Annotated in this window: 28 protein-coding genes and 1 riboswitch; of the genes, 13 read left to right on the top strand and 15 right to left on the bottom strand. The window is 70.5% G+C overall.

All coding sequences use genetic code 11. The features are described from left to right. Nucleotides 1–5 precede the first annotated feature (5 nt). Nucleotides 6–118: riboswitch (TPP riboswitch) on the top strand. From thiO to OG430_RS35310, 6 genes are all read left to right on the top strand, one after another. Then, a complete protein-coding gene (gene thiO, locus OG430_RS35335) occupies nt 116–1,300 on the top strand; it encodes a glycine oxidase ThiO (RefSeq protein WP_327356716.1) in 1,185 nt (394 codons plus the stop codon). It overlaps the preceding riboswitch by 3 nt. Next, the gene (gene thiS, locus OG430_RS35330; RefSeq protein ID WP_327356715.1) at nt 1,297–1,542 is read left to right on the top strand and encodes a sulfur carrier protein ThiS; all 246 of its coding nucleotides are present in this window, start codon (nt 1,297–1,299) and stop codon (nt 1,540–1,542) included. The genes thiO and thiS overlap by 4 nt, the downstream gene beginning before the upstream one ends. A 5-nt stretch (nt 1,543–1,547) precedes the next feature. Further along, nucleotides 1,548–2,342 carry a thiazole synthase gene (locus OG430_RS35325; RefSeq protein WP_327356714.1) on the top strand — a complete coding sequence of 265 codons (795 nt, stop codon included), beginning with the start codon at nt 1,548–1,550 and terminating at the stop codon, nt 2,340–2,342. Nucleotides 2,343–2,494: 152 nt separating this feature from the next. Then, a complete protein-coding gene (gene pknB, locus OG430_RS35320) occupies nt 2,495–4,483 on the top strand; it encodes a Stk1 family PASTA domain-containing Ser/Thr kinase (RefSeq protein ID WP_327356713.1) in 1,989 nt (662 codons plus the stop codon). Between the two features lie 54 nt (nt 4,484–4,537). Further along, nucleotides 4,538–5,407, top strand: coding sequence for a deoxyribonuclease IV (locus OG430_RS35315; protein ID WP_327356712.1), 870 nt, complete (start codon nt 4,538–4,540; stop codon nt 5,405–5,407). Nucleotides 5,408–5,499: 92 nt separating this feature from the next. Continuing rightward, the gene (locus OG430_RS35310) at nt 5,500–6,069 is read left to right on the top strand and encodes a DUF4396 domain-containing protein (protein ID WP_327356711.1); all 570 of its coding nucleotides are present in this window, start codon (nt 5,500–5,502) and stop codon (nt 6,067–6,069) included. A 77-nt stretch (nt 6,070–6,146) separates the two neighbouring features. Here OG430_RS35310 and OG430_RS35305 read toward each other — a convergent pair whose 3' ends face one another. Then, complete coding sequence (locus OG430_RS35305; RefSeq protein ID WP_327356710.1) at nt 6,147–6,770, bottom strand: sulfite oxidase-like oxidoreductase; 624 nt, start codon at nt 6,768–6,770, stop codon at nt 6,147–6,149. Nucleotides 6,771–6,925: 155 nt separating this feature from the next. On the opposite strand from OG430_RS35305, the gene bfr reads away from it, so the two are divergent. Further along, nucleotides 6,926–7,405, top strand: a complete 480-nt coding sequence (gene bfr / locus OG430_RS35300) for a bacterioferritin (protein WP_327356709.1) — start codon at nt 6,926–6,928, stop codon at nt 7,403–7,405. Here the strand turns inward: bfr and OG430_RS35295 are convergent. From OG430_RS35295 to OG430_RS35285, 3 genes are all read right to left on the bottom strand, one after another. Continuing rightward, the gene (locus OG430_RS35295; RefSeq protein WP_327356708.1) at nt 7,402–7,671 is read right to left on the bottom strand and encodes a (2Fe-2S)-binding protein; all 270 of its coding nucleotides are present in this window, start codon (nt 7,669–7,671) and stop codon (nt 7,402–7,404) included. The genes bfr and OG430_RS35295 overlap by 4 nt on opposite strands. 168 nt (nt 7,672–7,839) lie before the next feature. Then, the gene (locus tag OG430_RS35290; protein ID WP_327356707.1) at nt 7,840–9,192 is read right to left on the bottom strand and encodes a class II 3-deoxy-7-phosphoheptulonate synthase; all 1,353 of its coding nucleotides are present in this window, start codon (nt 9,190–9,192) and stop codon (nt 7,840–7,842) included. 18 nt (nt 9,193–9,210) lie between these two features. Beyond that, the gene (locus tag OG430_RS35285; RefSeq protein WP_327356706.1) at nt 9,211–10,143 is read right to left on the bottom strand and encodes a DUF2867 domain-containing protein; all 933 of its coding nucleotides are present in this window, start codon (nt 10,141–10,143) and stop codon (nt 9,211–9,213) included. A 51-nt stretch (nt 10,144–10,194) separates the two neighbouring features. Between OG430_RS35285 and OG430_RS35280 the strand changes: the two genes are divergently transcribed. The 3 genes from OG430_RS35280 (at nt 10,195) to OG430_RS35275 (ending at nt 12,923) form a co-directional block, all read left to right on the top strand. Further along, nucleotides 10,195–10,782 (top strand): TetR/AcrR family transcriptional regulator, encoded by a 588-nt coding sequence (locus OG430_RS35280; protein WP_327356705.1) that lies wholly within the window; start codon nt 10,195–10,197, stop codon nt 10,780–10,782. Nucleotides 10,783–10,792: 10 nt separating this feature from the next. Beyond that, nucleotides 10,793–10,855, top strand: a complete 63-nt coding sequence (locus OG430_RS49545) for a trp operon leader peptide (RefSeq protein ID WP_442816753.1) — start codon at nt 10,793–10,795, stop codon at nt 10,853–10,855. Nucleotides 10,856–10,985: 130 nt separating this feature from the next. Beyond that, nucleotides 10,986–12,923 carry an anthranilate synthase family protein gene (locus OG430_RS35275; RefSeq protein WP_327356704.1) on the top strand — a complete coding sequence of 646 codons (1,938 nt, stop codon included), beginning with the start codon at nt 10,986–10,988 and terminating at the stop codon, nt 12,921–12,923. Here the strand turns inward: OG430_RS35275 and OG430_RS35270 are convergent. The 5 genes from OG430_RS35270 to OG430_RS35250 all read right to left on the bottom strand — a co-directional run bounded on the left by OG430_RS35270 (nt 12,863) and on the right by OG430_RS35250 (nt 17,965). Beyond that, a complete protein-coding gene (locus OG430_RS35270; protein WP_327356703.1) occupies nt 12,863–13,870 on the bottom strand; it encodes a 2-hydroxyacid dehydrogenase in 1,008 nt (335 codons plus the stop codon). The genes OG430_RS35275 and OG430_RS35270 overlap by 61 nt on opposite strands. Before the next feature lie 93 nt (nt 13,871–13,963). Then, nucleotides 13,964–14,992 (bottom strand): 6-phosphofructokinase, encoded by a 1,029-nt coding sequence (locus OG430_RS35265; RefSeq protein WP_327356702.1) that lies wholly within the window; start codon nt 14,990–14,992, stop codon nt 13,964–13,966. 223 nt (nt 14,993–15,215) lie between these two features. Further along, nucleotides 15,216–15,863 carry a response regulator transcription factor gene (locus OG430_RS35260; RefSeq protein WP_327359363.1) on the bottom strand — a complete coding sequence of 216 codons (648 nt, stop codon included), beginning with the start codon at nt 15,861–15,863 and terminating at the stop codon, nt 15,216–15,218. 50 nt (nt 15,864–15,913) lie between these two features. Next, on the bottom strand, nt 15,914–17,122 hold the full coding sequence (gene macS / locus OG430_RS35255; protein WP_327356701.1) for a MacS family sensor histidine kinase: 1,209 nt from the start codon (nt 17,120–17,122) through the stop codon (nt 15,914–15,916). A 135-nt stretch (nt 17,123–17,257) separates the two neighbouring features. After that, on the bottom strand, nt 17,258–17,965 hold the full coding sequence (locus OG430_RS35250; protein WP_327356700.1) for a lysophospholipid acyltransferase family protein: 708 nt from the start codon (nt 17,963–17,965) through the stop codon (nt 17,258–17,260). A 206-nt stretch (nt 17,966–18,171) separates the two neighbouring features. On the opposite strand from OG430_RS35250, the gene OG430_RS35245 reads away from it, so the two are divergent. From OG430_RS35245 to OG430_RS35235, 3 genes are all read left to right on the top strand, one after another. Beyond that, entirely contained in the window at nt 18,172–18,972 is an 801-nt protein-coding gene (locus OG430_RS35245; RefSeq protein ID WP_327356699.1) for an alpha/beta hydrolase, read from the top strand. Next, on the top strand, nt 18,965–19,627 hold the full coding sequence (locus OG430_RS35240) for a hypothetical protein (RefSeq protein WP_327356698.1): 663 nt from the start codon (nt 18,965–18,967) through the stop codon (nt 19,625–19,627). Before OG430_RS35245 ends, OG430_RS35240 begins: the two co-directional genes overlap by 8 nt. Before the next feature lie 148 nt (nt 19,628–19,775). Next, nucleotides 19,776–21,974, top strand: coding sequence for a terpene synthase family protein (locus tag OG430_RS35235; RefSeq protein ID WP_327356697.1), 2,199 nt, complete (start codon nt 19,776–19,778; stop codon nt 21,972–21,974). A gap of 25 nt (nt 21,975–21,999) precedes the next feature. On the opposite strand, the gene OG430_RS35230 is transcribed toward OG430_RS35235, so the two are convergent. From OG430_RS35230 to OG430_RS35205, 6 genes are all read right to left on the bottom strand, one after another. Beyond that, on the bottom strand, nt 22,000–22,749 hold the full coding sequence (locus tag OG430_RS35230; protein ID WP_327359362.1) for an endonuclease/exonuclease/phosphatase family protein: 750 nt from the start codon (nt 22,747–22,749) through the stop codon (nt 22,000–22,002). Nucleotides 22,750–22,829: 80 nt separating this feature from the next. After that, nucleotides 22,830–23,783 (bottom strand): ROK family glucokinase, encoded by a 954-nt coding sequence (locus OG430_RS35225; RefSeq protein WP_327356696.1) that lies wholly within the window; start codon nt 23,781–23,783, stop codon nt 22,830–22,832. Nucleotides 23,784–23,838: 55 nt separating this feature from the next. Further along, on the bottom strand, nt 23,839–24,294 hold the full coding sequence (locus OG430_RS35220) for a DUF5304 domain-containing protein (protein WP_327356695.1): 456 nt from the start codon (nt 24,292–24,294) through the stop codon (nt 23,839–23,841). 198 nt (nt 24,295–24,492) lie between these two features. Further along, nucleotides 24,493–25,626, bottom strand: a complete 1,134-nt coding sequence (locus tag OG430_RS35215) for an ArsA family ATPase (protein ID WP_327356694.1) — start codon at nt 25,624–25,626, stop codon at nt 24,493–24,495. A 13-nt stretch (nt 25,627–25,639) separates the two neighbouring features. Beyond that, on the bottom strand, nt 25,640–26,110 hold the full coding sequence (locus tag OG430_RS35210) for an SRPBCC family protein (protein WP_327356693.1): 471 nt from the start codon (nt 26,108–26,110) through the stop codon (nt 25,640–25,642). A gap of 83 nt (nt 26,111–26,193) precedes the next feature. Next, nucleotides 26,194–26,961 (bottom strand): metallophosphoesterase family protein, encoded by a 768-nt coding sequence (locus OG430_RS35205; protein ID WP_327356692.1) that lies wholly within the window; start codon nt 26,959–26,961, stop codon nt 26,194–26,196. Nucleotides 26,962–26,991 lie beyond the last annotated feature (30 nt).

Genomic DNA, 26,991 nt, shown 5'->3' with positions numbered 1-26,991 from the left:
CAACGTAGACCACACGCGGGAGCCCGGAAGCACCGGGCTGAGAGGGAGGCTCGGTCGCCTCCGACCGTACGAACCTGATCCGGGTCATGCCGGCGAAGGGAGGGGCTGGACACCCATGCATCCACGCACCACGACAGAACGCACCACGACGGACGCCCTCGTGCTCGGGGGCGGCATCATCGGCCTGGTCACGGCCTGGCGGGCGGCGCAGCACGGGCTGCGCACCGCGATCGTCGACCCGGAGCCCGGCGGCGGTGCCGCACAGGTCGCGGCGGGCATGCTCGCCGCCGTCACCGAACTCCACTACGGCGAGCAGACGCTGCTCGCCCTCAACATCGCCTCCGCCGAGCGCTATCCGGCCTTCGCGGCCGAGCTCGAAGAGGCCAGCGGCCAGGAGATCGGCTACCGCGCGTGCGGCACATTGGCCGTCGCCCTGGACGCCGACGACCGCGCCCACCTGCGCGAACTACACGCCCTGCAGCGGCAGTCGGGCCTCGAGTCGGAGTGGCTGTCGGGGCGCGAGTGCCGACGCCTGGAGCCGATGCTCGCTCCGGGTGTACGCGGTGGTCTGCGGGTCGACGGCGACCATCAGGTCGACCCGAGGCGGCTCGCGAAGGCCCTGGTCATCGCGTGCGAGCGGGCCGGTGTCACCTTCCACCGGCAGTGGGCGGACCGGCTGACGGTCGTGGGCGACCGGGCCCGCGGCGCCGTTCTCGCGGACGGCACCGAGCTGAGCGCGGACCAGGTCGTCCTCGCGGGCGGCAGCCTCAGCGGCAAGCTCGCCGGGGTGCCGGCCGAAGTCGTCCCGCCCGTGCGCCCGGTCAAGGGCCAGGTGCTCCGCCTGACCGTGCCGCCGTCGTACGCGCCCTTCCTGAGCCGGACCGTGCGGGCCGTGGTCCGCGGCAGCGATGTCTATCTGGTGCCGCGCGAGAACGGCGAGCTGGTCGTCGGCGCCACCAGCGAGGAGCTCGGCTGGGATACCACGGTGACCGCGGGCGGCGTCTACGAGCTCCTTCGCGACGCCCACGAGCTGCTTCCGGGCCTCACCGAACTCCCGCTCACCGAGACCCGCGCGGGCCTGCGCCCCGCTTCCCCCGACAATGCCCCCCTCCTCGGCCCGACCGCGCTCCCCGGACTCCACCTGGCCACCGGCCACTACCGCAACGGCGTGCTGCTCACGCCGGTCACCGGGGACGCGATGGCCCACGCCCTGACGACGGGCGAACTCCCCGACGCCGTACGCCCGTTCACACCGCGGCGTTTCAGCGCTCTCGAGGTCCTCCAGGAGCAGACCGCATGAACACCGACACCACAGCCGTACACACCGGCTCCACAGCCGCCGCGACCGTCTCGGTCAACGGCGAACCCCGCGCCCTCACCGAGGGCTGCACGCTCGACGCCCTCGTCACCACATTGACCGCCGCGGCCGCCGGAGTGGCCGCGGCCGTCAACGAAACCGTCGTCCCGCGCGGGGCGTGGTCGCGCACCACGCTGCGCGACGGCGACCGCGTCGAAATCCTCACAGCGGTCCAGGGAGGCTGATCCCCATGGCAGACGATCCCCTGGTCATCGGCGGTACGACGTACTCCTCGCGGCTCATCATGGGCACGGGCGGCGCGCCCAGCCTGGACGTCCTGGAGCGTTCCCTGACCGCGTCCGGCACCGAGCTGACGACGGTCGCGATGCGCCGGGTCGACCCCGGCGTGAAGGGCTCCGTGCTGTCCGTCCTCGACAAGCTCGGCATCCAGCTGCTGCCCAACACGGCGGGCTGTTTCACCGCCGGGGAGGCCGTGCTCACCGCCCGTCTGGCGCGCGAGGCGCTCGGCACCGACCTGGTCAAGCTGGAGGTCATCGCCGACGAGCGGACCCTGCTGCCGGACCCGGTCGAGACGCTGGACGCCGCCGAGACCCTGGTCGACGACGGCTTCACCGTCCTTCCCTATACGAACGACGACCCCGTCCTCGCCCGGAAGCTGGAGGACGTGGGCTGCGCGGCGATCATGCCGCTCGGCTCCCCCATCGGCTCCGGGCTGGGGATCCGCAACCCGCACAACTTCCAGCTGATCGTCGAGCACGCGCGCGTGCCCGTCATTCTGGACGCGGGCGCGGGTACGGCCTCGGACGTCGCCCTCGCGATGGAGCTGGGCTGCGCCGCGGTGATGCTCGCCTCGGCGGTGACCCGGGCGCAGGAGCCGGTCCTGATGGCCGAGGCCATGCGGCACGGGGTCGAGGCCGGCCGGCTCGCGTACCGCGCGGGACGCATCCCGCGCCGGCACTTCGCGGAGGCCTCGTCGCCCACGGAGGGGCTCGCCCGCCTCGATCCGGAGCGGCCCGCGTTCTGAGCACGGCCGTGCGACCGGATACGGGAGTAGGGACCGGGTACAGGAGTAGGGACCGGGTGCAGGGGGTGGGGCAGGTCACAGCTCTGCTTCAGTCCTGCCCCGGATTCCCCCGGCCGGTAAGGGGTGTCAGCGCTCGCTCGTAGAATCTGCGCGTGGACACGACCCTTCAGGACCCGCTCGTCGGCCAGATACTGGACGGCCGCTACCGCGTCGACGCGCGCGTAGCCGTCGGCGGCATGGCCACGGTCTACCGGGCCGTGGACACCCGCCTCGACCGGGTGCTCGCCCTCAAGGTGATGCACCCGACGCTCGCCGCTGACGTCTCCTTCGTGGAGCGCTTCATCCGCGAGGCCAAGTCGGTGGCGCACCTCGCGCACCCCAATGTGGTCGGGGTGTACGACCAGGGCGCGGACGGCGCGTACGTCTATCTGGCGATGGAGTACATCGCCGGCTGCACCCTGCGCGACGTGCTCCGCGAGCGCGGCGCCCTGCAGCCGCGGGCCGCCCTGGACATCCTGGAGCCGGTGCTCGCCGCGCTCGGCGCCGCCCACCGCGCGGGCTTCGTGCACCGCGACATGAAGCCGGAGAACGTCCTGATAGGGGACGACGGCCGGGTCAAGGTCGCCGACTTCGGTCTCGTACGCGCCGTGGACACGGTCACCAACACCACCGGCGCCATCCTCGGCACGGTCTCCTACCTGGCGCCCGAGCAGATCGAGCACGGCGTCGCCGACCCGCGCGTGGACGTGTACGCGTGCGGTGTCGTCCTCTACGAGATGCTGACCGGCGCCAAGCCGCACTCCGGCGACTCCCCCGCGCAGGTCCTCTACCGGCACCTTCATGAGGACGTCGCCCCGCCGTCGGCCTCCGTGCCCGGCCTCCCGTACGAGCTGGACGAGCTCGTCGCGAGCGCCACCGCGCGCAATGCCGAGCTGCGCCCGCACGACGCGGTGGCGCTGCTCGGCCAGGCCAGGCAGGCCCGCGCCGCCCTGACCGACGAGCAGTTGGACGCCATACCGCCGGGCGCCGTCGCCGACGACCACAGCAATGCCGAGGACCGTACGAGCGTGATCCCGCGCGTGGGCGCCACCACCGTGCCGCGCCCGCTCCCCGGCGAGCAGCCCGCACAGTCGGCTCATGCCCAGGCCCAGGCCCAGGAGCAGCAGCTCAACCGCACCAGCCGCCTGGAGATGCCGCCCACCGCGCCGCCCGGAGCCCCCACCGCCGCGCACGGCGCACCCACGCGACGCGGCCCCCGTCGGTCCGTGCTCGCGATCATCGCGGCGGTCGTCCTGGCGCTCGGGATCGGCACCGGCGTCTGGTACATCAACTCCGGCCAGTTCACCCAGGTCCCGTACCTGCTCAGCAAGAGTGAGGCCCAGGCCAGGCAGCAGTTGGAGAAGGCCGGCCTCGACGTGCGCGAGGTGAAAGAGGCGTTCAGCGACACCTACAAGCCCGGCACCGTCATGGACAGCGACCCCGGCCAGGGCGCCCGCATCCGGGACAACGGCAAGGTGACACTGACGCTCTCCAAGGGCCCGGAGATCGTGCCCGTGCCGGAGCTGAAGAACGTCCCGCTGGACAAGGCCAGGAAACAGCTCAAGAGCAAGGGACTCGCACCCGGGAAGGTGACCCGCGCGTTCAGCGAGGAGATCCCGCAGGGCTCCGTGATCAGCACGGACCCGCCGGTCGGCACCAAGCTCAAGGGCGGCGCCGCGATCGCTCTGGTCGTCAGCAAGGGCGCCCCGATCGAGGTGCCGGACGTGATCGGCGAATCCGTGGAGGACGCGAAGGCGGCCCTTCAGGAGGAGGGCCTGAAGGCCGAGGTCGAGACCGAGCGGGTCTTCTCCGAGGAGGAGGCCGGCACCATCGCGCGCCAGCACCCCGGTGAGGCCGCCCAGTTGGCCCGTGGCGACAAGGTCACGCTGACCGTCTCCAAGGGCCCGCGGATGATCGAGGTCCCGGACGTGGTCGGCAAGTCCAAGGACGACGCCACGGCCGAGTTGACCGCCGCGGGCTTCAAGGTCGACATCGACCAGAGCTTCCCGTTCCTCGGTGACGAGGTCACCGGCCAGTCCGTCGAGGGCGGCGAGGAGGCCCCGGAAGGCAGCACGATCACCCTGAAGATCAAGGGCATTTAGCGAGGTCAGGGGGCGCGGCGCGGGCACGTCCGGCGCCGTGCCACCCTTGGCGGCGTGAGCAGCAAGAGAACCCGTAACCCCGTCGGCGGCCATGTCCCCGTGGCCGGCGGACTGTCCAAGGTCGGTCTGTCGTACGCGCGTGAAATGGGCGCCGAGACCGTCCAGGTCTTCGTCGCCAACCCGCGCGGCTGGGCCACACCCGTGGGCAGTCCCCAGCAGGACGAGGAGTTCCGCGCGGCCTGCGCCGCCGAACAGATCCCGGCCTGGGTGCACGCCCCGTATCTGATCAACTTCGGTTCGCACACCGAGGCCACCGTCGAGAAGTCCGTGGAATCGCTGCGCCATTCGCTGCGCCGAGGCCGGGAGATCGGCGCACTTGGGGTAGTCGTGCACACCGGCTCGGCGACCGGCGGCCGCGACCGTAGTATCGCGTTCCAGCAGGTACGCGACCACATGCTGCCCCTGCTGGATGAGCTGACGCACGACGACGATCCGTTCCTGCTGCTCGAGTCGACCGCCGGGCAGGGCTTCTCGCTCTGCTCCCGCACCTGGGACTTCGGCCCGTACTTCGAGGCGCTCGACTCCCACCCGAAGCTCGGCATCTGCCTCGACACCTGCCACATCTACGCGGCGGGCCACGACCTGGCCGGGCCCGGCGGGATGAAGCAGACCCTCGACCTGCTGGTGGACACGGTCGGCGAGGGACGCCTCAAGCTGATCCACGCCAATGACTCCAAGGACGTGGTCGGCGCGCACAAGGACCGCCACGAGAACATCGGCTCCGGCCACATCGGCGAGGCGCCCTTCCGCGAGCTCTTCGAGCACCCCGCGACCGTCGGCGTACCGCTGATCATCGAGACGCCCGGCGGCAAGGCCGGGCATGCGGCGGACGTGGCCCGGCTGAAGGAGCTCCGCGATCACTGAAGGCCGTCGGGCCAGCCCTTGATAGGTACCCCCAGGGGGTATATGGTTCTTGCTGTCGGCAGGAACCGCTACCTGACGTTGGGGGCTTTCTCATGCAGCACGAAACGCACACCGAGCACACGAACCACGCGGGCCACGGAGACCACACCGCTCACGAGGGCCACGAGCACCACGGCCACGAAGGTCACGAGGGCCACCACGCCCACCACGGGGCGGAAGGCGGCAAGGTCAGCTGGCGCATGGCCGCCCAGGCGACCCTGCACTGCCTCACCGGGTGCGCCATCGGCGAGGTGCTCGGCATGATCATCGGCACCGCGCTCGGCTGGAGCAACATGCAGACGATGATCCTCGCGATCATCCTGGCCTTCTTCTTCGGCTACGCCCTCACCCTGCGCGGCATCCTCAGCGCAGGCGTCGACTTCAAGACCGCGTTCCGGGTCGCGCTCGCCGCGGACACCCTGTCGATCGCGGTGATGGAGCTGATCGACAACGGGGTGATCGCGCTGTGGCCGGGCGCCATGGACGCCCACCTCGCGGACGCCAAGTTCTGGATCGTCCTGGCCATCGCACTGGCCGCGGCGTTCGTGATCACGACCCCGGTCAACAAGTGGATGATCGGCCGCGGCAAGGGTCACGCGGTGGTCCACCAGTACCACCACTGAGGAACCGCCAGGAAGACAGCTTCACCGGCGTGCCGACCAAGGCCCGGGGCCACTACGGCTCCGGGCCTTCGCCATGCCTACAGCTCGGGGCCGTCGCCCGGCTCCTCCTGATAGGAGTACCGCTGCTCACGCCAGGGGTCGCCGATGTTGTGATAGCCGCGCTCCTCCCAGAAGCCCCGGCGGTCGGCGGTCATGTACTCGATGCCGCGCACCCACTTGGGGCCCTTCCAGGCGTACAGGTGCGGCACCACGAGCCGCAGCGGAAAGCCGTGCTCCGCGGTGAGCAGCTCACCGTCCCGATGGGTGGCGAAGATCGTGTGCTCGGCCGCGAAGTCGGCGAGGCGCAGGTTGGAGCTGAAGCCGTACTCGGCCCAGACCATCACATGGGTGACATCGGGAGCGGGCGGCGCCAGGTCGAGCAGTGCGGCGGCCGGTACGCCGCCCCATTCGGCGCCAAGCATGGAGAACTTGGTGACGCAGTGGAGATCGGCTAGAACCGTGGCGTACGGCAGGGTCGAGAACTCCTCGTGCGTCCAGCAGCGCTTGTCCCCGTCGGCGGTCGCGCCGAAAACCCTGAACTCCCAGCGCTCCGGGCGGAACTTGGGCACCGGGCCGTAGTGGGTGACCGGCCAGCCCCGCTGGATCCGCTGTCCCGGAGGAAGCTCCGACTGCTCCGATTCGCGGCTTTCCGGCTGACCCATGTCTCCATGATGACAGCCCCCGGAGGGTGGACGTGACCAGGTCTGCACCGATTCGGGCAACTCCTACTAAGCGTGCACTTACTGGACGCCTCTTGGGGCCGGTGCAAAGATTCGGCGCACCTGCCCCCGTTACGTACTTGGAAGGAGCCTCTGCGATGCAGGGCGACCCCGAGATCATCGAATTCCTCAACGAGCAGCTCACGGGCGAGCTCACAGCCATCAATCAGTACTGGCTGCATTACCGGATCCAGGACAACAACGGCTGGACCAAGCTGGCGAAGTACACCAAGGCCGAGTCCATCGATGAGATGAAGCACGCGGACCGCCTCATGGAACGCATCCTGTTCCTCGACGGCCTGCCGAACGTTCAGCGGCTGTTCCACGTGCGCGTCGGGCAGACGGTCACCGAGATGTTCCAGGCGGACCGACAGGTCGAGGTCGAGGCCATCGACCGGCTGAAGCGCGGCATCGATGTGATGCGCGGCAAGGGCGACGTGACGTCGGCCCGGATCTTCGAGGACATCCTGGAAGACGAAGAGCACCACATCGACTATCTCGACACCCAGCTGGAGCTGATCGAGAAGCTCGGTGAGCCGCTGTACATCGCCCAGCTGATCGAGCAGCCGGAGAGCTAGGCCGCGCCTTCCAGCGCTTCGAGTTCTTCGAGTTCTTCGAGCTCCACGGCCGCGGCCAGCGCGGGCTTGCCCTGGTCAAGGAGCTCACGGCGCGGGCACGTGCCCCTGCCGAGCAGGGCCTGGATGCTGCGTACGCAAGAGCCGCAGTCGGTGCCGGCCTTGGAGGCGGACGCTATCTGCCGCGGAGTGCAGGCTCCGTCAGCCGCGTGCTGCTTGATCTGCTGGTCGGTGACCCCGAAGCAAGAGCAGACGTACACGCGGTTCACCTCCCGGCAAGGCAGATCAGGGCAGATCAGGAACGCCGTCCCCGATGTTTCGGTGAGGCTAACCTAACCTTACCCGGCGCAGCCGGAGTACAAAAGCAGTGTGGGGCGCGGATCACATCGATCCGCGCCCCACAGCTGCGTACGAACTCATCAAGAAGTCATGCGGACCTACTGGTCCCGGTACATCTCCGCCACCAGGAACGCCAGGTCGAGCGACTGGCTGCGGTTCAGGCGCGGGTCGCAGGCCGTCTCGTAGCGCTGGTGCAGGTCGTCGACGAAGATCTCGTCGCCGCCGCCCACGCACTCGGTGACATCGTCACCGGTGAGCTCGACGTGGATGCCGCCCGGGTGGGTGCCGAGGCCCTTGTGGACCTCGAAGAAGCCCTTGACCTCGTCGAGCACGTCGTCGAAGCGGCGGGTTTTGTGGCCCGAGGCCGCCTCGTAGGTGTTTCCGTGCATCGGGTCGGTGATCCAGGCGACCTGGGCGCCGGAGGCGGTGACCTTCTCGACCAGCGTCGGCAGCTTGTCGCGGACCTTGTCCGCGCCCATCCGCACGATGAAGGTGAGACGGCCGGGCTCCCGGTCCGGGTCGAGGCGCTCGATGTAGGTGAGCGCCTCCTCCGGGGTGGTGGTCGGGCCGAGCTTGATGCCGATCGGGTTGCGGATCTTCGAGGCGAACTCGATGTGCGCGCCGTCCAGTTGACGGGTGCGCTCGCCGATCCAGACCATGTGCCCGGAGACGTCGTAGAGCTCGCCGCTGCGGGAGTCGACCCGGGTGAGCGCCGACTCGTAGTCGAGCAGCAGCGCCTCGTGGGAGGCGTAGAACTCGACCGTCCGGAACTCGGCAGGGTCGGTGCCACAGGCGCGCATGAACTTCAGCGCGTTGTCGATCTCGCGGGCGAGCTGCTCGTAGCGCTGGCCGGACGGGGACGACTTCACGAAGTCCTGGTTCCAGGCGTGCACCTGGTGCAGGTCGGCGTAGCCGCCGGTGGTGAAGGCGCGCACCAGGTTCAGCGTCGAGGCGGAGGCGTGGTACATCCGCTTCAGGCGCTCGGGGTCCGGGATGCGGGCCTTCTCGTTGAAGTCGAAGCCGTTGACGGAGTCGCCGCGGTACGTCGGCAGGGTCACGCCGTCGCGGGTCTCGGTGTCCTTGGAGCGCGGCTTGGAGTACTGCCCCGCGATGCGGCCCACCTTCACGACGGGCACGGACGCGGCGTACGTGAGTACGGCACCCATCTGGAGCAGCGTCTTCAGCTTGTTCCGGATGTGGTCGGCCGAGACGGCGTCGAAGGCTTCGGCGCAGTCGCCGCCCTGGAGCAGGAACGCCTCGCCCCTGGCGACGGCTCCCAGTCGGTTACGCAGCTGGTCGCACTCGCCGGCAAACACGAGAGGCGGATAGGACGCGAGCTCTGCCACGACATCGCGCAGGGCCTCGGCATCGGGGTACTGGGGCTGCTGCGCCGCGGGAAGGTCTCGCCAGGTGTTGCCACCGTGATCGGTGGTCTTAGCGTTGACGGTCACGTCGTCAACATTACGGGGTCATTGCCCCGGTCCATTACGCGGCCCATTTGCTGAGACGGCCCTCCCCGCCACCGATCCGGCCCGCTCTCCCGCGCTCGCGACGGCCAGCGCGAGGCGGCGATGGGTGCGCCGCAGCATGGCCTTGGCCATGACGGGGTGACCCCGCCGGACCACCCCCCAGTAGAGCCGTCCGCGCAGGCTGTCCGCCCGGACGACCGTGCTGAGCGTGACGTATCGCTCATCCACCAGGATCGATGCCCGTGCCGTGAGCCCCGCCGTGTCCACGGCGAGCAGCAGTTCGCCGTCCTCCTCGGCGAGCACGGGGAAGGCATCGCGCAGGATCCCGGTCCAGGCGGCCGGCTCGCGGGGCATTCCCGGTCGCAGCTCCATGCGGTACGCGTCCGCGTAGCCGGGGCTCTCGATCGCGGCCGCGATCAGCCGGGCACTGGACGGGGTCTCGACCGTTTCCGTACGGTCCCAGGTCAGCCTGTTGAGCAGCCGCACCCAGCGTGACCACCGGACGGGCCGCGCGCAGCTGCCGGTGGCGGCCCGCTCGGCGTTGTCGAAGATCTCCTCGACCATCGTCCGGTGCACGGGCATCACGGCGACGGCCCACAACAGGCGCTCCCACCCGCCCACTTCCACTGCGAGTTCGTGCCGCACCAGGCACGCCTCCCCGCGCGGCTCGACCGTCAGCTGGTGGAACCCGACGAGCGGCGGCGTCCCGCCGAAGCGGACGCGGCGGCCGGGCTCGTACTCCGTGACCGCGTACCGCACGGACCCGTGCCCGCCACCGGCGCCCACGCCGAGCGGCCGGTCGAGCCGCATCGGCCCCCAGGCCGGCGTCGGAAACAGCGGGTCGTCGGCGCCCGCGATGCGGTCGAGCAAGGCCCCCACGACGTCGGCCGGAGCCTCGACGATCCGCTCGTGAACGTCCCGTATCGCACTCATGACGCACCTCCATACGCTGGCGTATTGTCAACCGTACGGTACCGTACGGTCATGGCGCAACGGCAGCAGAAGAGCCCCTCGGGCAAGCCCCGACTGACCGCCCAGGACTGGGCCGACGCGGCGCTCGCCGCGATCGCCGAGGGCGGCCTCGCGGCCGTCGCGGTGGAGCCCCTGGCCAAGCGGCTTGGCACCACGAAGGGCAGCTTCTACTGGCACTTCAGCAATCGGGACGCGCTGATCGAGGCGGCCCTGGAGCGCTGGGCGGAGACCAACACCGAGGAGATGATCACCGGCGTCGAGGCCGAGCCCGACCCCGGGCAACGCGTCCGGCGGCTCTTCGCGGACGCCATCAGATCCGCCGCGTCCGACCCCCTGGAGGTCACCCTCCTCGCCACCGCCGCCCACCCCCAGGTGGCCTCGGCCATGCGCCGGGTCACCGAACGCCGGGTGGAGTACGTCGCGAAGCTCTTCGCCGACCTCGGCTTCCCCGCACCGGAGGCCCACCGGCGCGGACTGCTCGCCTACACCGTCTACCTCGGGCATGCCCAACTGGCGCACGCGGTGCCGTCGGTCCTGCCCGCCGAGGGCGAGTTCGGCGCGTATCTCGACGAAGCCCTTGACGTGCTGATGATGCGCTAGGGTCGACGGCATGTTCACGCAGACGACCCAGATCCAGAACTGGTGGTGGCCCGCTCATCCGGCGGCCCACTGACTGCGCGTACTCACTGAAGAACTCGCGAAGGCCGCCCGAGGGGCGGCCTTCAGTGTTTTCCGGACCAGGTTCCGGACCGGGCCGTTCCTCCCTCTCGTACTCGTACGACTCCACGGGAAGGAACCACCCGATGAACCCGATGAACCACTCGACGCTCGTCCAGCGACTCCTCGAAGCCGACTGCCCGCCCTTCGCCCTGCTCCGCCGCCGCACGCCCGGCCGTTCCGCCGAAGAGGGCGACACGGTCGAGGTCCTGATCGGCGAGGTGCACGAGGCGGAGCGGCTCGCCGACATCCCGGACCGGGAGCTTCCGGTGCTGGCCCTGGTGCCCTTCCGGCAGATCAGGGAGCGCGGTTTCGACGTACGCGACGACGGCACTCCCCTGACGGTCCTGGCCGCCGAGGAGACGTATCAACTACCGCTCCAACAAGCCCTGTCGGAGCTTCCTTCCCATGACGTACGGGTCGAGGGCGGGGGCTTCGACGTCGACGAAGAGGCGTACGAGGGCATCGTCGAGCGCGTGATCCGGGACGAGATCGGGCGCGGCGAGGGTGCCAACTTCGTGATCCGCAGGACGTACACGGGTGAGATCCCCGGCTTCGACAAGGCGGACGCGCTGGCCCTGTTCCGGCGGCTGCTCGACGGTGAGCGCGGGGCGTACTGGACGTATGTCGTGCACACCGGGGACCGGACGCTGGTCGGGGCGAGCCCCGAGGTGCATGTGCGGATGTCCGGCGGGACCGTCGTCATGAACCCGATCAGCGGGACGTACCGCTACCCGGCCGAGGGCCCGACCCCCGAGAGTCTGCTCGACTTCCTCGGCGACGGGAAGGAGATCGCGGAGCTCTCGATGGTCGTCGACGAGGAGCTCAAGATGATGTGCACCGTCGGCGACATGGGCGGTGTGGTGGTCGGGCCGCGGCTCAAGGAGATGGCCCATCTCGCGCACACCGAGTACGAGTTGAGGGGGAAGTCGACCCTCGACGTGCGCGAGGTGCTGCGCGAGACCATGTTCGCGGCGACCGTCACCGGGTCGCCGGTGCAGAACGCCTGCCGGGTCATCGAGCGGTACGAGCCCGAGGGGCGCGGCTATTACGCGGGGGCCCTCGCGCTGATCGGCCGGGACGCGGGCGGCGCGCAGACGCTGGACTCCCCCATCCTGATCCGGACCGCGGACATCGACGCGCACGGGCGGCTGAAGGTGCCGGTCGGGGCGACGCTGGTGCGTGACTCGACGCCGGCGAGCGAGGTCGCCGAGACGCATGCGAAGGCGGCGGGGGTGCTGGCGGCTCTGGGCGTACGTCCCGGACGTCCGCGGCGCGAGGAGGCGCGGCCCCGCCTCGCGGACGATCCGCGCGTGCGGGCGGCGCTGGATGCCCGGCGGGCGGACCTCGCGCCGTTCTGGCTGCGGATGCAGGAGCAGCACGCCGTGGTCGAGGGGCATGCCCTGGTGATCGACGGCGAGGACACCTTCACGGCGATGCTGGCGCATCTGCTGCGCTCGTCGGGGCTTGAGGTGACGGTGCGGCGCTATGACGAGGCGGGGCTGCGGGAGGCGGCGCTCGGGCATGACGGGCCGATCGTGCTCGGCCCCGGTCCCGGCGATCCGTCCGACGCCGAGGACCCGAAGATGCGGTTCCTGCGCTCCCTCGCCGCCGAGCTGGTACGCGGCCACCGGGGCGGTCTGCTCGGAGTGTGCCTGGGCCACGAACTCCTCGCGGCGGAGCTCGGGTTGGACATCGTGCGCAAGCAGGTCCCGTACCAGGGAGCCCAGACGGCGATCGAGCTCTTCGGGCGCGCGGAGACCGTCGGGTTCTACAACAGCTTCACCGCGGTCTGCGACGACGACGCGGCCGTCGAACTGGCCGCGCACGACGTGGAGATCAGCCGCGATGCGGCGACCGGCGAGGTGCACGCCCTGCGTGGTCCTGGCTTCGCGGGCGTGCAGTTCCACCCGGAGTCGGTGCTCACCCTGCGCGGCACCGCGATCGTCGGGGAGCTCCTGGCTCAGCTGGCCTTGGGCTCCGCCGGGACCAGCACGTTCTCGCTGCGGCGGCCCTCGGTGTAGTCGATGACGTTCTTGAGGGTCGTATCGATGATCGTGCCGACCGCGTCCACCGTGTAGTACGCCTGGTGGGACGTGACAAGGACGTTCGGGAAGGTCATGAGCCGGGCCAGGGTGTCGTCCTCGACGCCCTGGATCGACTTGTCGAGGAAGAAGAGCCCGGCTTCGGCCTCGTACACATCGAGGCCGACGCCGGCGAACCGGCCCAGGCGCAGCTCGGCGACCAGGGCCTCCGCGTCGACGAGGGCGCCGCGGCTGGAGTTCACCAGGATCGCGTCGTCCTTCATCATCTTCAGCGCCGCCGCGTTGACGATGTGCTTCGTCTCCTCGAACAGCGGCACATGCAGGCTGATCACGTCGGACTCGGCGAAGAGCTGGTCCTTCTCCACGTACTTCATGCCGAGCTCGACGCAGGCCGGGTTCGGGTAGGGGTCCCAGCCGAGCAGATTCATGCCGAAGCCATGGGCGATCCGGGTGAACGCCTCGCCGATCTTGCCGGTGCCGAGCACGCCGACGGTGCGGCCGTGCATGTCGCGGCCCATCAGGCCGTCCAGGCGGAAGTCGAAGTCGCGGGTGCGGTTGGAGGCGCGGACGATGCGGCGGTTCGCGGCCATCAGCAGGGTCCAGGCGAATTCGGCCACCGAGTACGGCGAGTAGTACGAGACGCGGGCGACGGTGAAACCGAGGCGCTCGGCGACCTGCAGATCGATGTTGTTGAAGCCGGTGGAGCGCTGGGCGATCATCTGCGTGCCGCCCGCCGCCAGGGTCTGCAGGACCCGGTTGTTCAGGTTGGCGTTGACGCTGGTGGAGATGATCTCGTAGCCGGCCGCGATGGGGGCCGTGTCCTCCGTCAGGAAGACGTCGAGGCAGCGGACGTCGTGGTGTCCCTCGAAGGCCTTCTCGATCAACGGCTTCTCGTCGGCCTGCACGCCGAATGCCAGGATTTCCACGACTTTCCCCTAAAGAACAGAAAAGAGCTATGGGCCGGATATCGCGAATATACGGCCCACAGCTCACGACTGCCCGGCAGGAGACCCGGGGGCTCAGCCGAAGAAGACCCCGACCTCCTTGTACAGCTCCGGGTCGACCGTCTTCAGCTTCGCGGTGGCCTCGCCGATCGGGACGCGCACGATGTCCGTGCCGTGCAGGGCGACCATCTTGCCGAAGTCGCGGTCCCGCACCGCGTCGATGGCGTGCAGTCCGAAGCGGGTGGCCAGCCAGCGGTCGAAGGCGCTCGGGGTGCCGCCGCGCTGGATGTGGCCGAGCACGGTGGTGCGGGCCTCCTTGCCGGTGCGGGACTCGATCTCCTTGGCCAGCCACTCGCCGACGCCGGAGAGCCGGACGTGCCCGAAGGAGTCCTGGGTGCCGTCCTTCAGGACCATCTGGCCGTCCTTGGGCATGGCGCCCTCGGCGACGACCACGATCGGCGCGTACGAGGCCTTGAAGCGGGAGGTGATCCAGCCGCAGACCTGGTCGACGTCGAAGCGCTGCTCGGGGATGAGGATGACGTTGGCACCGCCCGCGAGCCCGGAGTGCAGGGCGATCCAGCCCGCGTGCCGGCCCATGACCTCCACGACGAGGACGCGCATGTGCGACTCGGCGGTGGTGTGCAGGCGGTCGATCGCCTCGGTGGCGATGCCGACCGCGGTGTCGAAGCCGAAGGTGTAGTCGGTGGCCGACAGGTCGTTGTCGATGGTCTTCGGTACGCCGACGCAGGGCACGCCGTACTCGTCGGAGAGCTTGGCCGCGACGCCGAGGGTGTCCTCGCCGCCGATCGCGATCAGGGCCTCGACCTCGTACTTGGCGAGGTTCTCCTTGATCCGGCGGACGCCGTGCTCCTCCTTGAACGGATTGGTGCGCGAGGAGCCGAGGATGGTGCCGCCGCGCGGCAGGATCCCCCGCACCTGCGGAATCCCCAGCTCGACGGTGTCGCCCTCGAGCGGCCCGCGCCAGCCGTCCCGGAAGCCGACGAAGTCGTACCCGTACTCCTGCACGCCCTTGCGGACGACGCCCCGGATGACGGCATTGAGTCCGGGGCAGTCGCCGCCTCCGGTCAGTACTCCGACCCGCATGGAATCTTCCCTTCACCACATGGTCCTTGTGACCGCCACGCTAATGGTGATCCAGGTCACTCAGGGATGGGTGAAGCGTCAATTCCGGTGAATTACAGGGGAGTTGATCAAGTCCGTTCACTCTTAAGGGGGTTATTGAGGCAGTTATTACGGGAGTCGGGCGGCCCCGGGCGCCGGCCTGGACGTCGTCGAGGCCGAGCCTGGGCGTCGTCGAAGCCGAGCCCTAGGCGTCGTCGAGGCCGCGCTCTATCGCGTACCGCACGAGCTCCACGCGGTTGTGCAGCTGGAGCTTGCCGAGGGTGTTCTGCACGTGGTTCTGCACGGTGCGGTGCGAGATGACCAGGCGCTCGGCGATCTGCTTGTAGCTCAGGCCCTTGGCGACGAGCCGCAGGACCTCGGTCTCGCGGTCGGTGAGCTGCGGCGCGCTCGGCTCGTCCGGCGTACTGGGCGCCGGCTCGGAGGCCAGACGGCGGTACTCGCCGAGGACCAGGCCGGCGAGGCCCGGCGTGAAGACGGGGTCGCCCACGGCCGTACGACGGACCGCGTCGATCAGCTCCTCCGTGGAGGCCGACTTCAGCAGATAGCCGGTCGCGCCGGACTTCACCGCCTCCAGTACGTCGGCGTGCTCGCCGCTCGCCGAGAGGACGAGGACGCGCAGCTTGGGGTTGGCGCCGACGAGCTCCTTGCAGACCTGGACGCCGGGCTTGAGCGGCAGGTTGAGGTCGAGCACCAGGACGTCCGGGGCCGCGGCCTTGGCGCGGCGGACCGCCTGCTCGCCGTCGCCCGCGGTGGCGATCACGTCCAGGCCGCCGGCCTCGGCGAGGTCGCGGGCCACGGCGTCGCGCCACATGGGGTGGTCGTCGACGACCATCACCTTGATGGACTGCTGCTCGGCCGGCTGCTGTCCGGTTGCTTCTTCGGTCACTTCTTCTCCGCCTTCCCCCGTGGGACTTTCAGTTCTACTTCCGTGCCCTGGCCCGGCACCGAGATCAGCTCGGCCGTGCCCCCGATGTCCCGCAGCCGGCCGCGGATCGACAGGGCGACCCCGAGCCGCCCCTCCCCCTCGGCCTGGGCGAGCCGGCCCTCGGGGATGCCGGGGCCGTCGTCCCGCACCGTCACGATCACTTCGTCCGGCCAGTCCTCGATCAGGATCCAGGCCTGGGCGTCTTCTCCCGCGTGTCTGCGGACATTGTCCAGGGCGGCACTGACAGCGGCGGCCAGCTCGCGTGCGGCGGCCGGCAGGAGCAGCACCGGGGCGCCCGGCTCGGAGAGCGTCACCTTGGACCCGGCATGCGGCGACAGGAGCGTGCGCAGGTCGCGCGGGCCCCGGTCGTCGGGGTCCGAGTCGGGCTCGTCGACCTCGCGGACCAGGGCGCCGAGCGAGGCGTCCTCCGAGGCGCGGGACGCGGGCACCAGGCCTCCGGCCACCAGGGTGCGCAGCGCGACCTCCTGCTCGCCCGCCATCCGGCCGAGCTCGGCCGCCTCGCCGCCGATCGCGGTGCCGCGCCGCTGGACCATGGCGAGGACCTGCAGGACGGAGTCGTGGATGTCGCGGGCCAGGCGTTCGCGCTCGCGGGTCGCCGCCTCGATCTCGAGGGCCCGGGCGAGGGTCGCCTCCGAGGCGCGGGCCACTTCGACGACGTACCCGATCGCTATCGACGCGACCCATACGAGCAGCACGTTGTGCAGCGTGTCCTGGCTGGGCGCGCCGCGCTGGACGATGTTGGCGACGCCGACGAGCGCGGACGCGACCGCGGCCCAGCGCCAGCCGCCCTTGAGCGCGTAGGCGAGGACGGCGCCGGCGGTCCAGATGGACGGCAGGGTCGGGCCGTCGCCGTGGCCCGGGTCGGCGACCGGGGTGAGCAGGATGCCGGTGAGGGCCACCGCGAGGTCGACGGTGAGGAAGCGCTTGGTGCAGGTGGCTGCGCCGGCGACCCGAGGGAGCGTGGCCAGGGTCCATATGGCCAGGACCGCGAAGTAGGCGATCGCCACCCAGGGGCGCAGGTATTCGTCCCTGGCCTTCACGAAGAGGCCTATGGCGTAGAGGAGGGTCAGTACGCGGTACCCCGTCAGAGCGCGCCAGAGGGGCTGTTCGACGGACATGCGCATCACACGTTCGCGTTTGGGCATTGCTTCTCCCCCACCCCGCCCCTTCCCGAAAGTCTTGCAGACAGCTTCGGGGCTCCGCCCCGGACCCCGGATCGGCCTTCGGCCTCTGTCCTCAAACGCCGGACGGGCTGATTGATCCCCGGCACGGGCTGAAGATTACGCGGCCTTCTTCTTCCCCTCGGCCGCCTTCTTCTCCGCATCCGCGATCTGCCGCTTCGCGGCGGTCGCGTAGATGTCGACGTACTCCTGGCCCGAAAGCTTCATGATTTCGTACATGACCTCGTCGGTCACCGAGCGCAGGATGAAGCGGTCGCCCTCCATGCCCTGATAGCGGCTGAAGTCGAGCGGCTTGCCGATCCGGATCCCGGGGCGCATCAGCTTGGGGAGGACCTTGCCGGGGGGCTGGATCTTCTCCGTGTTGATCATCGCGACGGGGATGACCGGGGCGCCGGTGGCGAGCGCCACGCGCGCGAGGCCGCCGGGCTTGCCGCGGTACAGGCGGCCGTCCGGGGAGCGGGTGCCCTCCGGGTAGATGCCGAAGAGCTCGCCGCGCTCGATGACGTCGATGCCGCTCTTGATGGCCGCCTCACCCGCGCCGCGCGCGCCCGAGCGGTCCACGGGGAGCTGGCCGACGCCCTTGAAGAACGCGGCCGTCAGCTTGCCCTTCACGCCCGGCGAGGTGAAGTACTCGGCCTTGGCGATAAAGGTGACCTTGCGGTCGAGGACGGCCGGCAGGAAGAAGGAGTCCGAGAACGAAAGGTGATTGCTCGCGAGGATCGCCGGTCCCTCGGCGGGAATGTTCTCCAGCCCCTCGACCCAGGGCCGGAAGACTGTCTTCAGGCTCCCGCCGACGGTGAGCTTCATGACGCCGTAGATCAACGCGGTGCCTTTCTCTTCAGTCGAACAGACCTTAACCCGTGCCGGGCGCGCGCTCTCTCCGGGCGCCCTGCACCGGCGGCATACGACCCTGGTCGGTGTCAGTCCGGTCGCGTACGGTGAACGCATCCCGTTCGGCCGAGCCCCGAGCCCTGTCCGAGCCCCGTGTCCCAGCCCCTTGAAGGAGACCGAAGGTGCCGGTACTCCCCGGAGCCGAGCCGTACCGCCACGAGGGCGGCGAGGTCGGCGTCCTCCTCTGCCATGGCTTCACCGGATCCCCGCAGTCGCTGCGCCCCTGGGCGGAGTTTCTGGCCGACCGCGGTCTCACCGTCTCCCTGCCGCTCCTGCCGGGGCACGGCACCCGCTGGCAGGACCTGCAGGTCACGACCTGGCAGGACTGGTACGCGGAGGTGGACCGGGAGCTGCGCGCCCTCCTGGACAGCTGCTCCCAGGTCTTCGTCTTCGGCCTCTCCATGGGCGGGGCGCTCGCCCTGCGGCTCGCCGCCAAGCACGGGGACGCCGTAAAGGGCCTCGTCCTTGTGAACCCGGGGAACAAGGTGCACGGCCTCGCCGCGCACGCCCTGCCGGTCGCACGTCACTTCGTCCGCACCACCGGCGGCATCGCGAGCGACATCGCCAAGGAGGGCAGTGACGAGATCGGCTACGACCGGGTGCCGCTGCACGCCGCGCACTCGCTGCGGAAGTTCTTCCAGCTGGTCGACTCCGAACTGCCGCAGGTGACCCAGCCGTTGCTGCTCCTGCACAGCCCCCAGGACCATGTGGTGCCGCCCGCCGACTCGGCCCGTGTCCTCAGCCGGGTGTCGTCCACGGACGTCACCGAGCTCCTGCTGGAACAGAGCTACCACGTCGCGACGTTGGACCACGACGCGGACCGCATCTTCGAGGAGAGCCACGCCTTCGTCGGGCGGCTCGCCAAGGTCGGCGAAGGCATCGGTGAAAGCACCGGCAAAGAGGGGACGTCCAGCGGTGACTGAGCAGGGGCAGCAGGATCAGCAGGAGCCCGAGCAGGAGCCCGACCGCGACAAGAGCCGGGACGCGGAGGCGGACGCGGCGGGCGCCGACACGGGCCGCGCCGGCGAGCCGGGCCCCGGCAAGCCCCTCGACGAGGACGCGGCCTGGGCCGCGATCGTCGCCGGGTACGGCGAGCAGCCCGTGGACCCGCCGGGCGCCAAGCCCTTCAAGTCGGTGGAGGACCTGGCGGGACTCGTCGCCGAGGCCAACGGCGTGAAGGAAGCGGTCAACGACGCCCCGGAGCCGGAGCCCGCCCCCGACGACGACGCCTCCAAGCCGGTGGCCGGCTCGATCACCTTCGCGCCGGGCGTCGGCCCGCGCGACTACGAGGCGCCCGAGGCCTCCGACGACGACCTCGGCTCGGACGACGAGGGGCACTTCGTACCGCCGGAGCCGCCCCCGCTGCCGCCCACCGACGCCACGGCCAGGTTCGCCTGGCTCGCGGTCATCGGCGGCCCGCTGCTGCTCCTGCTGGCCGTGCTGCTCGGCTGGGAGATGACCTGGTGGCTGACCACGCTCGGCATCGGCGGCTTCGTCGGCGGCTTCGCGACGCTGGTCATGCGGATGCAGGGAGACGACGAGGACGACGACGACCCGGGGCGCGGCGCGGTGGTCTGACCGACCGCGAACCGGCCGCTCTTGATCGGAGTTGACCGAGTTGCTTCGACCCAGGGCCGGGTGGGGTGGGCCGTACGGGCGACGGGTAGTGCTCGCCCGTACATGATCGCCTGCGCGCGATCGACCACCCCTGAAAGGCCTGGTGCGCATGGCGCAGCCCTTCGAACTCCCGGACTTCTACGTGCCCTACCCGGCACGCCTCAACCCTCATGTCGACGATGCGAGAACGCACACCACACAGTGGGCGCGCACCATGGGGATGCTCGAGGGATCCGGGGTCTGGGACGAGCGCGACCTCGAATCCCATGACTACGCGCTGCTGTGCGCGTACACCCACCCCGACTGCGGCAGCGAGGCCCTTTCGCTGGTCACCGACTGGTACGTGTGGGTCTTCTTCTTCGACGACCACTTCCTGGAACTGTTCAAGCGCACCCAGGACCGCCAGGGCGCCAAGGCCTACCTCGACCGGCTGCCCGCCTTCATGCCGATGGACCTGGCGGACGGTTTCCCCGAGCCCACCAACCCCGTCGAGGCGGGCCTCGCAGACCTGTGGGCGCGCACGGTCCCGAGCATGACGGAGGGCTGGCGGGCCCGCTTCAGGGAGAACACCGAGCACCTCCTCAACGAGTCGATGTGGGAGCTCTCGAACATCAACGAGGGCCGCATCGCCAACCCCGTCGAGTACATCGAGATGCGCCGCAAGGTCGGCGGCGCCCCCTGGTCCGCGGGTCTCGTCGAGTACGCGGCGAACGCCGAAGTCCCGGACGCCGTCGCCCACTCCAGGCCGCTGCGCGTCCTGCGCGACGCCTTCTCGGACGCCGTGCATCTGCGCAACGACCTGTTCTCGTATCAGCGCGAGGTCGAGGACGAGGGCGAGAACAGCAACGGCGTCCTGGTCATGGAGCGCTTCCTGAACTGCACCACCCAGGAAGCCGCGGACGCCGTCAACGACCTGCTGACCTCGCGACTGCACCAGTTCGACAACACCGCCCTCACCGAAGTCCCGTCCCTGTGCGTGGAGAAGGGCCTCGATCCGGCGGGAACCGCCGCGGTGGCCGCGTACGCCAAGGGACTTCAGGACTGGCAGTCCGGCGGTCACGAGTGGCACATGCGCTCCAGCCGCTACATGAACAAGCGCGCGGCCGGCCAGGAGGCGGGCGGCTTCTCCGTCCCGCAGCTCGGCCTGCGCTTCACCCGCCGCGCCGAGCAGGCCCGGGTGCGCAGCCACACCCATGAGCCGTACCGGCACGTCGGGCCGTCCCTGCTCCCCGAGTTCAAGCTGCCGTACGCGCTGAAGCTGAGCCCGCACCTGGAGGGCGCCCGGCGCCGCTGTGTGGAGTGGGGGCACCGGATGGGCATCCTGCAGCCGCAGCCCGGGAAGCCGCACTCCGACGTCTGGGACGAGCAGCGCCTCATCGGCTACGACCTGCCGCTCTGCTCGGCGGGACTCGACCCGGACGCCACGCCGGAGGAGCTGGACCTCTCCTCGCACTGGCTGACCTGGGGGACGTACGGCGACGATCTCTGGCCGGTGCTCTACGGCCGCACCCGCGACCTGGCCGGTGCCCGCGCCGCCAACGAACGGCTCTCGCTCTTCATGCCGCTCGACGGCGCGGAGCCGCCCGAGCCCGCCGATGCCTTGGAGCGCGGCCTCGACGATCTCTGGAAGCGCACCGCAGGGCCGATGACCGAGCGCGACCGGGCCGTCTTCCGCAAGTCGGTCGAGGACATGACGGCGAGCTGGCTGTGGGAGCTGGCCAACCAGGCGCAGCACCGCGTCCCCGACCCGGTGGACTACATCGAGATGCGCCGCTTCACCTTCGGCGCGGACATGACGATGCGGCTGTGCCGGATCCGCAACGGCGACCAGGTGCCGGAGGAGATCTACCGGAGCGGGCCCATCCGTTCGCTGGAGAACTCGGCGGTCGACTACGCCTGCCTCCTGAACGACCTCTTCTCGTACCAGAAGGAGATCGAGTACGAGGGCGAGGTGCACAACGCCGTCCTCGTCGTGCAGAACTTCTTCGACGTCGACTACCCGACCGGCGTGGCGATCGTGGACGACCTGATGAACTCCCGGCTGCGCGAGTTCCAGCACGTCGTCAAGCACGAACTGCCGCAGCTGTACGAGGACTTCGCGCTCGACGGCCCGACCCGGAAGGTCCTCGACGGCTATGTCGAGGAGCTCCAGGACTGGATGACCGGCATCCTCAACTGGCACCGCAAGGTCCGCCGGTACCGCGAGGAGGACCTCAAGGGCGGCACCGGCGGCTCTCCTTGGCGGCTCGGCGGACCCGTCGGCATCGGCACCTCCGCGGCCCGCATCACGGAGCTGCTCGCCGGCTAGCGGCAAGCTCGGCCGGGCGGCAGGCTCAGCCGGCGGCAGGCACCCTGAGGGCGGCAAGGAGCGGAAGGTGATCCGTGGCCGCCCTCAGGTCCGCGTCCACCACGCCGGGATGGTTCATCGGGACGCCGCAGCCCAGGACTTCGATCCCGGAGGTCGCGAACAGAGCGTCGATGCGCTGGTAGGGGTTCTCGGGCACCGAGGTGTACTCGCCGCCCCACGGCTTGGCCGCCCAGCAGTCCTGGAGGTTCTTCGCGAGCAGCCGGAAGGTCCGCCCGCCCGGGTTGTCGTTCAGGTCGCCGCCGCCGACCGCGTGCTCCACGCCCATTCCCGCGAGCCGGTCAAGGAGCATCCCGCCCTGCTCGTACCGCTCGGCCGCCTGCAGGCTCAAGTGGCAGCTGAGGACGCCGAGCCGGGCCCCGCCGAAGCGCACCACCGCGGTCGCGAAGCCCCGCCGGTGAAGGCCGGGGGTCAGCGGCAGCAGGACGTCCTCCGTACGCTCGACGGTGGCCCGCAGCGAGCAGAGCAGCGCGGGCCCCGAAGCGGTCCCGCCGCCCGACAGGATCACCAGATCCGAGGCGGCGGCCAGCCTCGCCAGCTTCTTGCGCCAGCGGAAGAAGCGCGGTGCCTCCTGGATGAGCACCAGGTCGGGGGCGCACGCGGTGATCACGCGGGCCAGCGCGTCGGTGTCGTCGCGCATGGAGCGGATGTTGTAGCTGAGGACCCGGATCACGGCCGAACCGTCCGGCTCCGTGCGGGAGTTGGGAAGCGTGTCCATCGCCATGACGATCAAGATACGGCAGCGCCCGCCGTCCCCCGAGGGGGCGCGGCGGGCGCGATGCGCGACGTACGGAAGTGCTACATCGGCGGGTCGGGCTGGCGCGCCAGGTCGGCCGCTCCGACCAGCCCCGCCTTGTTTCCCAGCTGGGCGGCGATCACATCGGCCACCGGGCGCCAGTTCCCGCCCACCAGCCAGCGCTTGTACGACTTGCGGATGGGGTCGAGGACCAGCTCGCCCTCGTCCGAGAGGCCGCCGCCGACGATGAACGCCGACGGGTCGAAGAGCGAGGCCAGGTCGGCGAGGCCGGCACCGGCCCAACGGGCCAGCTCGCGGTAGGAGTCCACGGCGACCGGGTCGCCCTGGCGGGCGGCCATCGAGATGTGCTTGCCCTCGATGCCGTCCGGGGTGCCGTCGCCGTAGCCGAGCAGGATCTCGGCGTTCTCCGGCGTCGCGTTGGCGCGCTGCTTGGCGTAGCGCACGAGGGCGGAGCCGGAGGCGTACTGCTCCCAGCAGCCCTGGCTGCCGCAGCCGCACAGCAGGCCGTCCGGGACCATCCGGATGTGCCCGAACTCGGCGGCCACGCCGAAGTGTCCGCGGCGCAGCTTGTTCCCGATGATGATGCCGCCGCCGAGGCCGGTGCCGAGCGTGATGCAGATGACGTTGCGATGGCCCTTGCCGGCGCCGAACCTGTACTCGCCCCAGGCGGCCGCGTTCGCGTCGTTCTCGACGACGACCGGCAGGCCCACGCGCTTTTCGACCTTTTCCTTCAGCGGCTCCTGCCGCCAGTCGATGTTCGGCGCGAAGTAGACCTTGGAGCGCTGGCGGTTGACGTAACCGGCCGCTCCGATGCCCACGCCGACGATCTCGTGTCCCACCCGGGCGCCATCGACGGCCGTCGCGATGGCATCGACGATGCCATCGGGCGTGTGGGGGGTCGGCACCTTGTGGGTGGAGAGGATGGCGCCTTCCTCGTCGACCACGCCGGCCGCAATCTTGGTGCCGCCGATGTCGACGCCGATGGTGAGTCCCATGTGTCCCTCAGTTTCGGTCGAGCCCCGCTGCCGCCCAGCCTAACCGAGGGGGGCGTCAGTCCAGGTCGATGTGCTCGCCGCTGCCGGGGCCTTCGCCCTTGTCGTCCTTCGGCTTCTGCTCGCCGTTCGTCCAGCGCTGCTCGTGGCCCTGGACCACCGAGCGGTAGGCGGCGAGCAGTTCGGAGCCGGCGTTGGCGAGGTGGTCGAAGACCTCGGGGTTGCGCTGGATGACCGGCTCGACGGCGGACTTCGCCTGGTTGATCAGCTGGTTGACGGCGCCCTGGGCGGCCATGCCCGCGAGCGGCGTGTTCAGCCCGGACAGCTTGTCGGCGACGGCGTCCATCAGTTTGCGCAGTTCCTCGGCGGCGCTGCCGGGCGGCGTGCCGTACTCGGCCCGGCGGCGGGCCTGCTCCGCGGCGAGGTCCTCGGCGCAGGCTTTCTCCCAGGCGTCGGAGTCCGTGGCCTTGGGGGCCTCGGGCTCGGGGCGCTCGGGGCGCTCGGTGTCGCTCATGGGGGCTCCTGCGGAGTGCTGGCGCGGTGTGTAGGTGTACCTACGACGGTACCCGAACGGCGGTACGGGATTCACTGTGTGGGCTCGCGTCGGCATGCGGCTCGACCGACCGCGAGGTCATGGGGCGCAGCCCCGGTCCCCCTGGCCCTCTGGCCCCCAGACCTCAAACGCCGCACGGGTTGGATTCGGCCCCGCCCGTCACACGGACTTCGGCCACAGCCCGGGATCCGGCGCGAACCTGACGCGCAGCTCGCCCTCCTTCAGCCCCGCCCCCGCCACCGTGCAGCGCCGCAGCGCCGAGGGCAGCGGCACGATGCGCCTGAACTTGCCCGCCGCGACGACCAGTTCGTCGTCCCGCCGGATCAGGTCCAGCTCTTCGCGTACGGCCCCCGGCAGCGGAATGTGCCAGACCAGCACGCCGTCCTCGGCGAGGCGGTCCTCGACGGGCCACCGCACGGCCCGCCCGGCGCCCGGTTCGGCGACCGCGAGCTCCGCCAGATCGTCCGCACCGCGCGGGTCGCGCCCGAGGTGCCGGACCTCGTGGATGTCGTACGTACCCGCCGCGGCCCACTCCCCCAGGGCCTTGCCCTGCTGGGCGGCGAGCGTGGTGAGCCAGGGGTCGGCCGAGTCGCCCGGCAGCACCCGGTTCGCGGTCAGGGACTCCAGGCGGAGGCCCTGCAGGGCAAGGCCGGTGACGGCGCTGCGGACGGCGTCGGCGCCCGCCGGTCCCGGCTCGGCGACCAGGCGTACGACGGTGCTGTCGGCCTCGATCACGGCCTGGACGGCGGCCAGGTGCTCGTCCCAGTGCACGGCACTCTCGTACAGCCACTGCGCGGGCATCGGGACCCCGGCGAGCTGGGCCAGCATCGGGCGCAGCGCACGGGCGGCCTGGCGCTCGGGCGGGAGCAGGCGGCGGACGTAGCGGCGCAGTTGCTCGGGGAGGGCGAGGAGGGCCAGGGCCTGTGGGGCGGGCGGGAGGTCGACGACCACGAGGTCGTGGCCGGCCGTGTCCCGCAGTGCCTTGAGGAGGGCCAGTTGTTCGGCGCCGGGCAGTTCGGTGAGCTCCTCGCCGTCCAGGCGCTGGGCGCCGAACAGGTCGAGGGCGGTGGAGGCACGTTCCTGCAGGGCGAGCAGCTCGTCCCGGAAGTGCGCCGCCGGGTCGACCCGACGGACGGTGAGCCCGGCCGGGACCGCGCCGAGGACGGCGTCCAGGGCCGGGTCCGCGGAGAGCAGCAGCGTGCTGCGCCCGGCGCGGACCGCGGCGAGGGCGGTGGCGGCGGCCACGGTGGTGCGGCCGGAGCCGCCCGGCCCGGTGACGAGGAGCGTACGCATGAAGGGTCTGCGCCTAGAGGGTCTTCTCGGGCCCGGCCGCGGAGTCCTTCGGGCCGGACTCGACGCGCTTCTTCAGGCCGGCCAGGGCGCGGTCGATGATGACCTTCTCGGCCTTGCGCTTGATCATGCCGAGCATCGGGATCTTGACGTCGACGGTCAGGCGGTACGTGACCTCGGTGCCGCCGCCCTTGGGCGCGAGCAGGTACGAGCCGTCGAGGGCGCGCAGCATCTGGGACTTGACCAGGGTCCAGCTGACCTCGTTGTCGCCGGTCCAGGTGTACCCGAGGGTCTGGTCGTCCTTGATCGCGCCCGCGTCCATGACGAGCCTGACCTGCTCGGCGCGGCCCTGGGAGTCGGTGGCCAGGACCTCGGCCTCCTTCACCTCGCCGGTCCAGTCCGGGTAGCGGGCGAAGTCGGCGATCACCCCCATGACATCGGCCGGCGCCGCCTCGATCGTGATGCTCGAGCTGGTGTGTTCCGCCATCGCCGTGGCTCCTCCAGTACAGACCGGTCGGGGGGTGACTGTGGCGTAGGACCGCCGCTGGAAGGCTACCGCGCGTCAGGTCGCTACCACTCCAGGGCCCAAGGCCTGGACGTACCGGCGAAGTGCCCGACATTCACGCATTCCGTGGCGCCGATGCGCATGCGGGCCGCCAGCGGCTGGTGGACATGGCCGAAGAGCGAGTAACGCGGCCGGGTGCGGCGTATCGCCTCCAGGAGCGCGCGGCTGCCGCGCTCGAAGCGGCGCGCGACCGTGTCGTAGACCAGCTCCGGGACCTCCGGCGGGATGTGCGAGCAGAGCACGTCGACCTCGCCGATGGCCTCGATCTTGGCGGCGTACTCCTCGTCCGAGATTTCATACGGCGTATTCATGGGCGACTTGAGCCCGCCACCGACGAAGCCGAAGACGAGGCCGCCGATCTCGGCGCGCTCGCCGTCCAGGACGGTGGTGCCCTCTCCCGCGTACTCCGCCCACAGGGCCGGGATGTCGACATTGCCGTAGGTGGCGTACGTCGGTGTCGGGAAGGCGGCGAACAGCTCGGCGTATTGCTTGCGCACGGCCTTCTCGATCGCGGCGCCCCGGTCCATGCCGACACCGGCCCAGAGCGAGGCGCCGAAGGTCCGCGCCTCCTCGTAGCGGCGTGCGGTGCGCAGCTCGACGATCTTCGAGGCGTTCTCCGTCCCGAACAGGTCCGGGAAGATGCCGCGCGAGTGGTCCGCGTAGTCGAGGAAGAGCACCAGGTCACCGAGGCAGATCAGCGCGTCGGCGCCCTCGCCCGCCCGGGCGAGACCCTCCGTATTGCCGTGCACGTCGCTGACCACATGAACCCGCATGGCGATCACCCTAGGACGCCCTGCGCAAAG

Origin of the sequence: Streptomyces sp. NBC_01304, from assembly GCF_035975855.1 — a bacterium.
In the GTDB taxonomy this organism is placed as follows: domain Bacteria; phylum Actinomycetota; class Actinomycetes; order Streptomycetales; family Streptomycetaceae; genus Streptomyces.
Note: the sequence above shows the minus strand (reverse complement) of the source record. Positions and strands in the feature narration are given on the sequence as shown.

What these genes read in the sequence shown, in the direction of transcription:
- OG430_RS35225 (WP_327356696.1), bottom strand. Translation starts at nt 23,783, where the DNA reads ATGGGACTCACCATCGGCGTCGACATCGGCGGCACCAAGATTGCGGCC.
- OG430_RS35235 (WP_327356697.1), top strand. Translation starts at nt 19,776, where the DNA reads ATGGCGCAGCCCTTCGAACTCCCGGACTTCTACGTGCCCTACCCGGCA.
- OG430_RS35205 (WP_327356692.1), bottom strand. Translation starts at nt 26,961, where the DNA reads ATGCGGGTTCATGTGGTCAGCGACGTGCACGGCAATACGGAGGGTCTC.
- thiO (WP_327356716.1), top strand. Translation starts at nt 116, where the DNA reads ATGCATCCACGCACCACGACAGAACGCACCACGACGGACGCCCTCGTG.
- OG430_RS35310 (WP_327356711.1), top strand. Translation starts at nt 5,500, where the DNA reads ATGCAGCACGAAACGCACACCGAGCACACGAACCACGCGGGCCACGGA.
- OG430_RS35275 (WP_327356704.1), top strand. Translation starts at nt 10,986, where the DNA reads ATGAACCCGATGAACCACTCGACGCTCGTCCAGCGACTCCTCGAAGCC.
- OG430_RS35325 (WP_327356714.1), top strand. Translation starts at nt 1,548, where the DNA reads ATGGCAGACGATCCCCTGGTCATCGGCGGTACGACGTACTCCTCGCGG.
- OG430_RS35305 (WP_327356710.1), bottom strand. Translation starts at nt 6,770, where the DNA reads ATGGGTCAGCCGGAAAGCCGCGAATCGGAGCAGTCGGAGCTTCCTCCG.
- OG430_RS35280 (WP_327356705.1), top strand. Translation starts at nt 10,195, where the DNA reads ATGGCGCAACGGCAGCAGAAGAGCCCCTCGGGCAAGCCCCGACTGACC.
- OG430_RS35285 (WP_327356706.1), bottom strand. Translation starts at nt 10,143, where the DNA reads ATGAGTGCGATACGGGACGTTCACGAGCGGATCGTCGAGGCTCCGGCC.
- OG430_RS35230 (WP_327359362.1), bottom strand. Translation starts at nt 22,749, where the DNA reads ATGGACACGCTTCCCAACTCCCGCACGGAGCCGGACGGTTCGGCCGTG.
- OG430_RS35265 (WP_327356702.1), bottom strand. Translation starts at nt 14,992, where the DNA reads ATGCGGGTCGGAGTACTGACCGGAGGCGGCGACTGCCCCGGACTCAAT.
- macS (WP_327356701.1), bottom strand. Translation starts at nt 17,122, where the DNA reads ATGCCCAAACGCGAACGTGTGATGCGCATGTCCGTCGAACAGCCCCTC.
- thiS (WP_327356715.1), top strand. Translation starts at nt 1,297, where the DNA reads ATGAACACCGACACCACAGCCGTACACACCGGCTCCACAGCCGCCGCG.
- OG430_RS35210 (WP_327356693.1), bottom strand. Translation starts at nt 26,110, where the DNA reads ATGGCGGAACACACCAGCTCGAGCATCACGATCGAGGCGGCGCCGGCC.
- bfr (WP_327356709.1), top strand. Translation starts at nt 6,926, where the DNA reads ATGCAGGGCGACCCCGAGATCATCGAATTCCTCAACGAGCAGCTCACG.
- OG430_RS35215 (WP_327356694.1), bottom strand. Translation starts at nt 25,626, where the DNA reads ATGCGTACGCTCCTCGTCACCGGGCCGGGCGGCTCCGGCCGCACCACC.
- OG430_RS35250 (WP_327356700.1), bottom strand. Translation starts at nt 17,965, where the DNA reads ATGAAGCTCACCGTCGGCGGGAGCCTGAAGACAGTCTTCCGGCCCTGG.
- OG430_RS35260 (WP_327359363.1), bottom strand. Translation starts at nt 15,863, where the DNA reads ATGGTCGTCGACGACCACCCCATGTGGCGCGACGCCGTGGCCCGCGAC.
- OG430_RS35220 (WP_327356695.1), bottom strand. Translation starts at nt 24,294, where the DNA reads ATGAGCGACACCGAGCGCCCCGAGCGCCCCGAGCCCGAGGCCCCCAAG.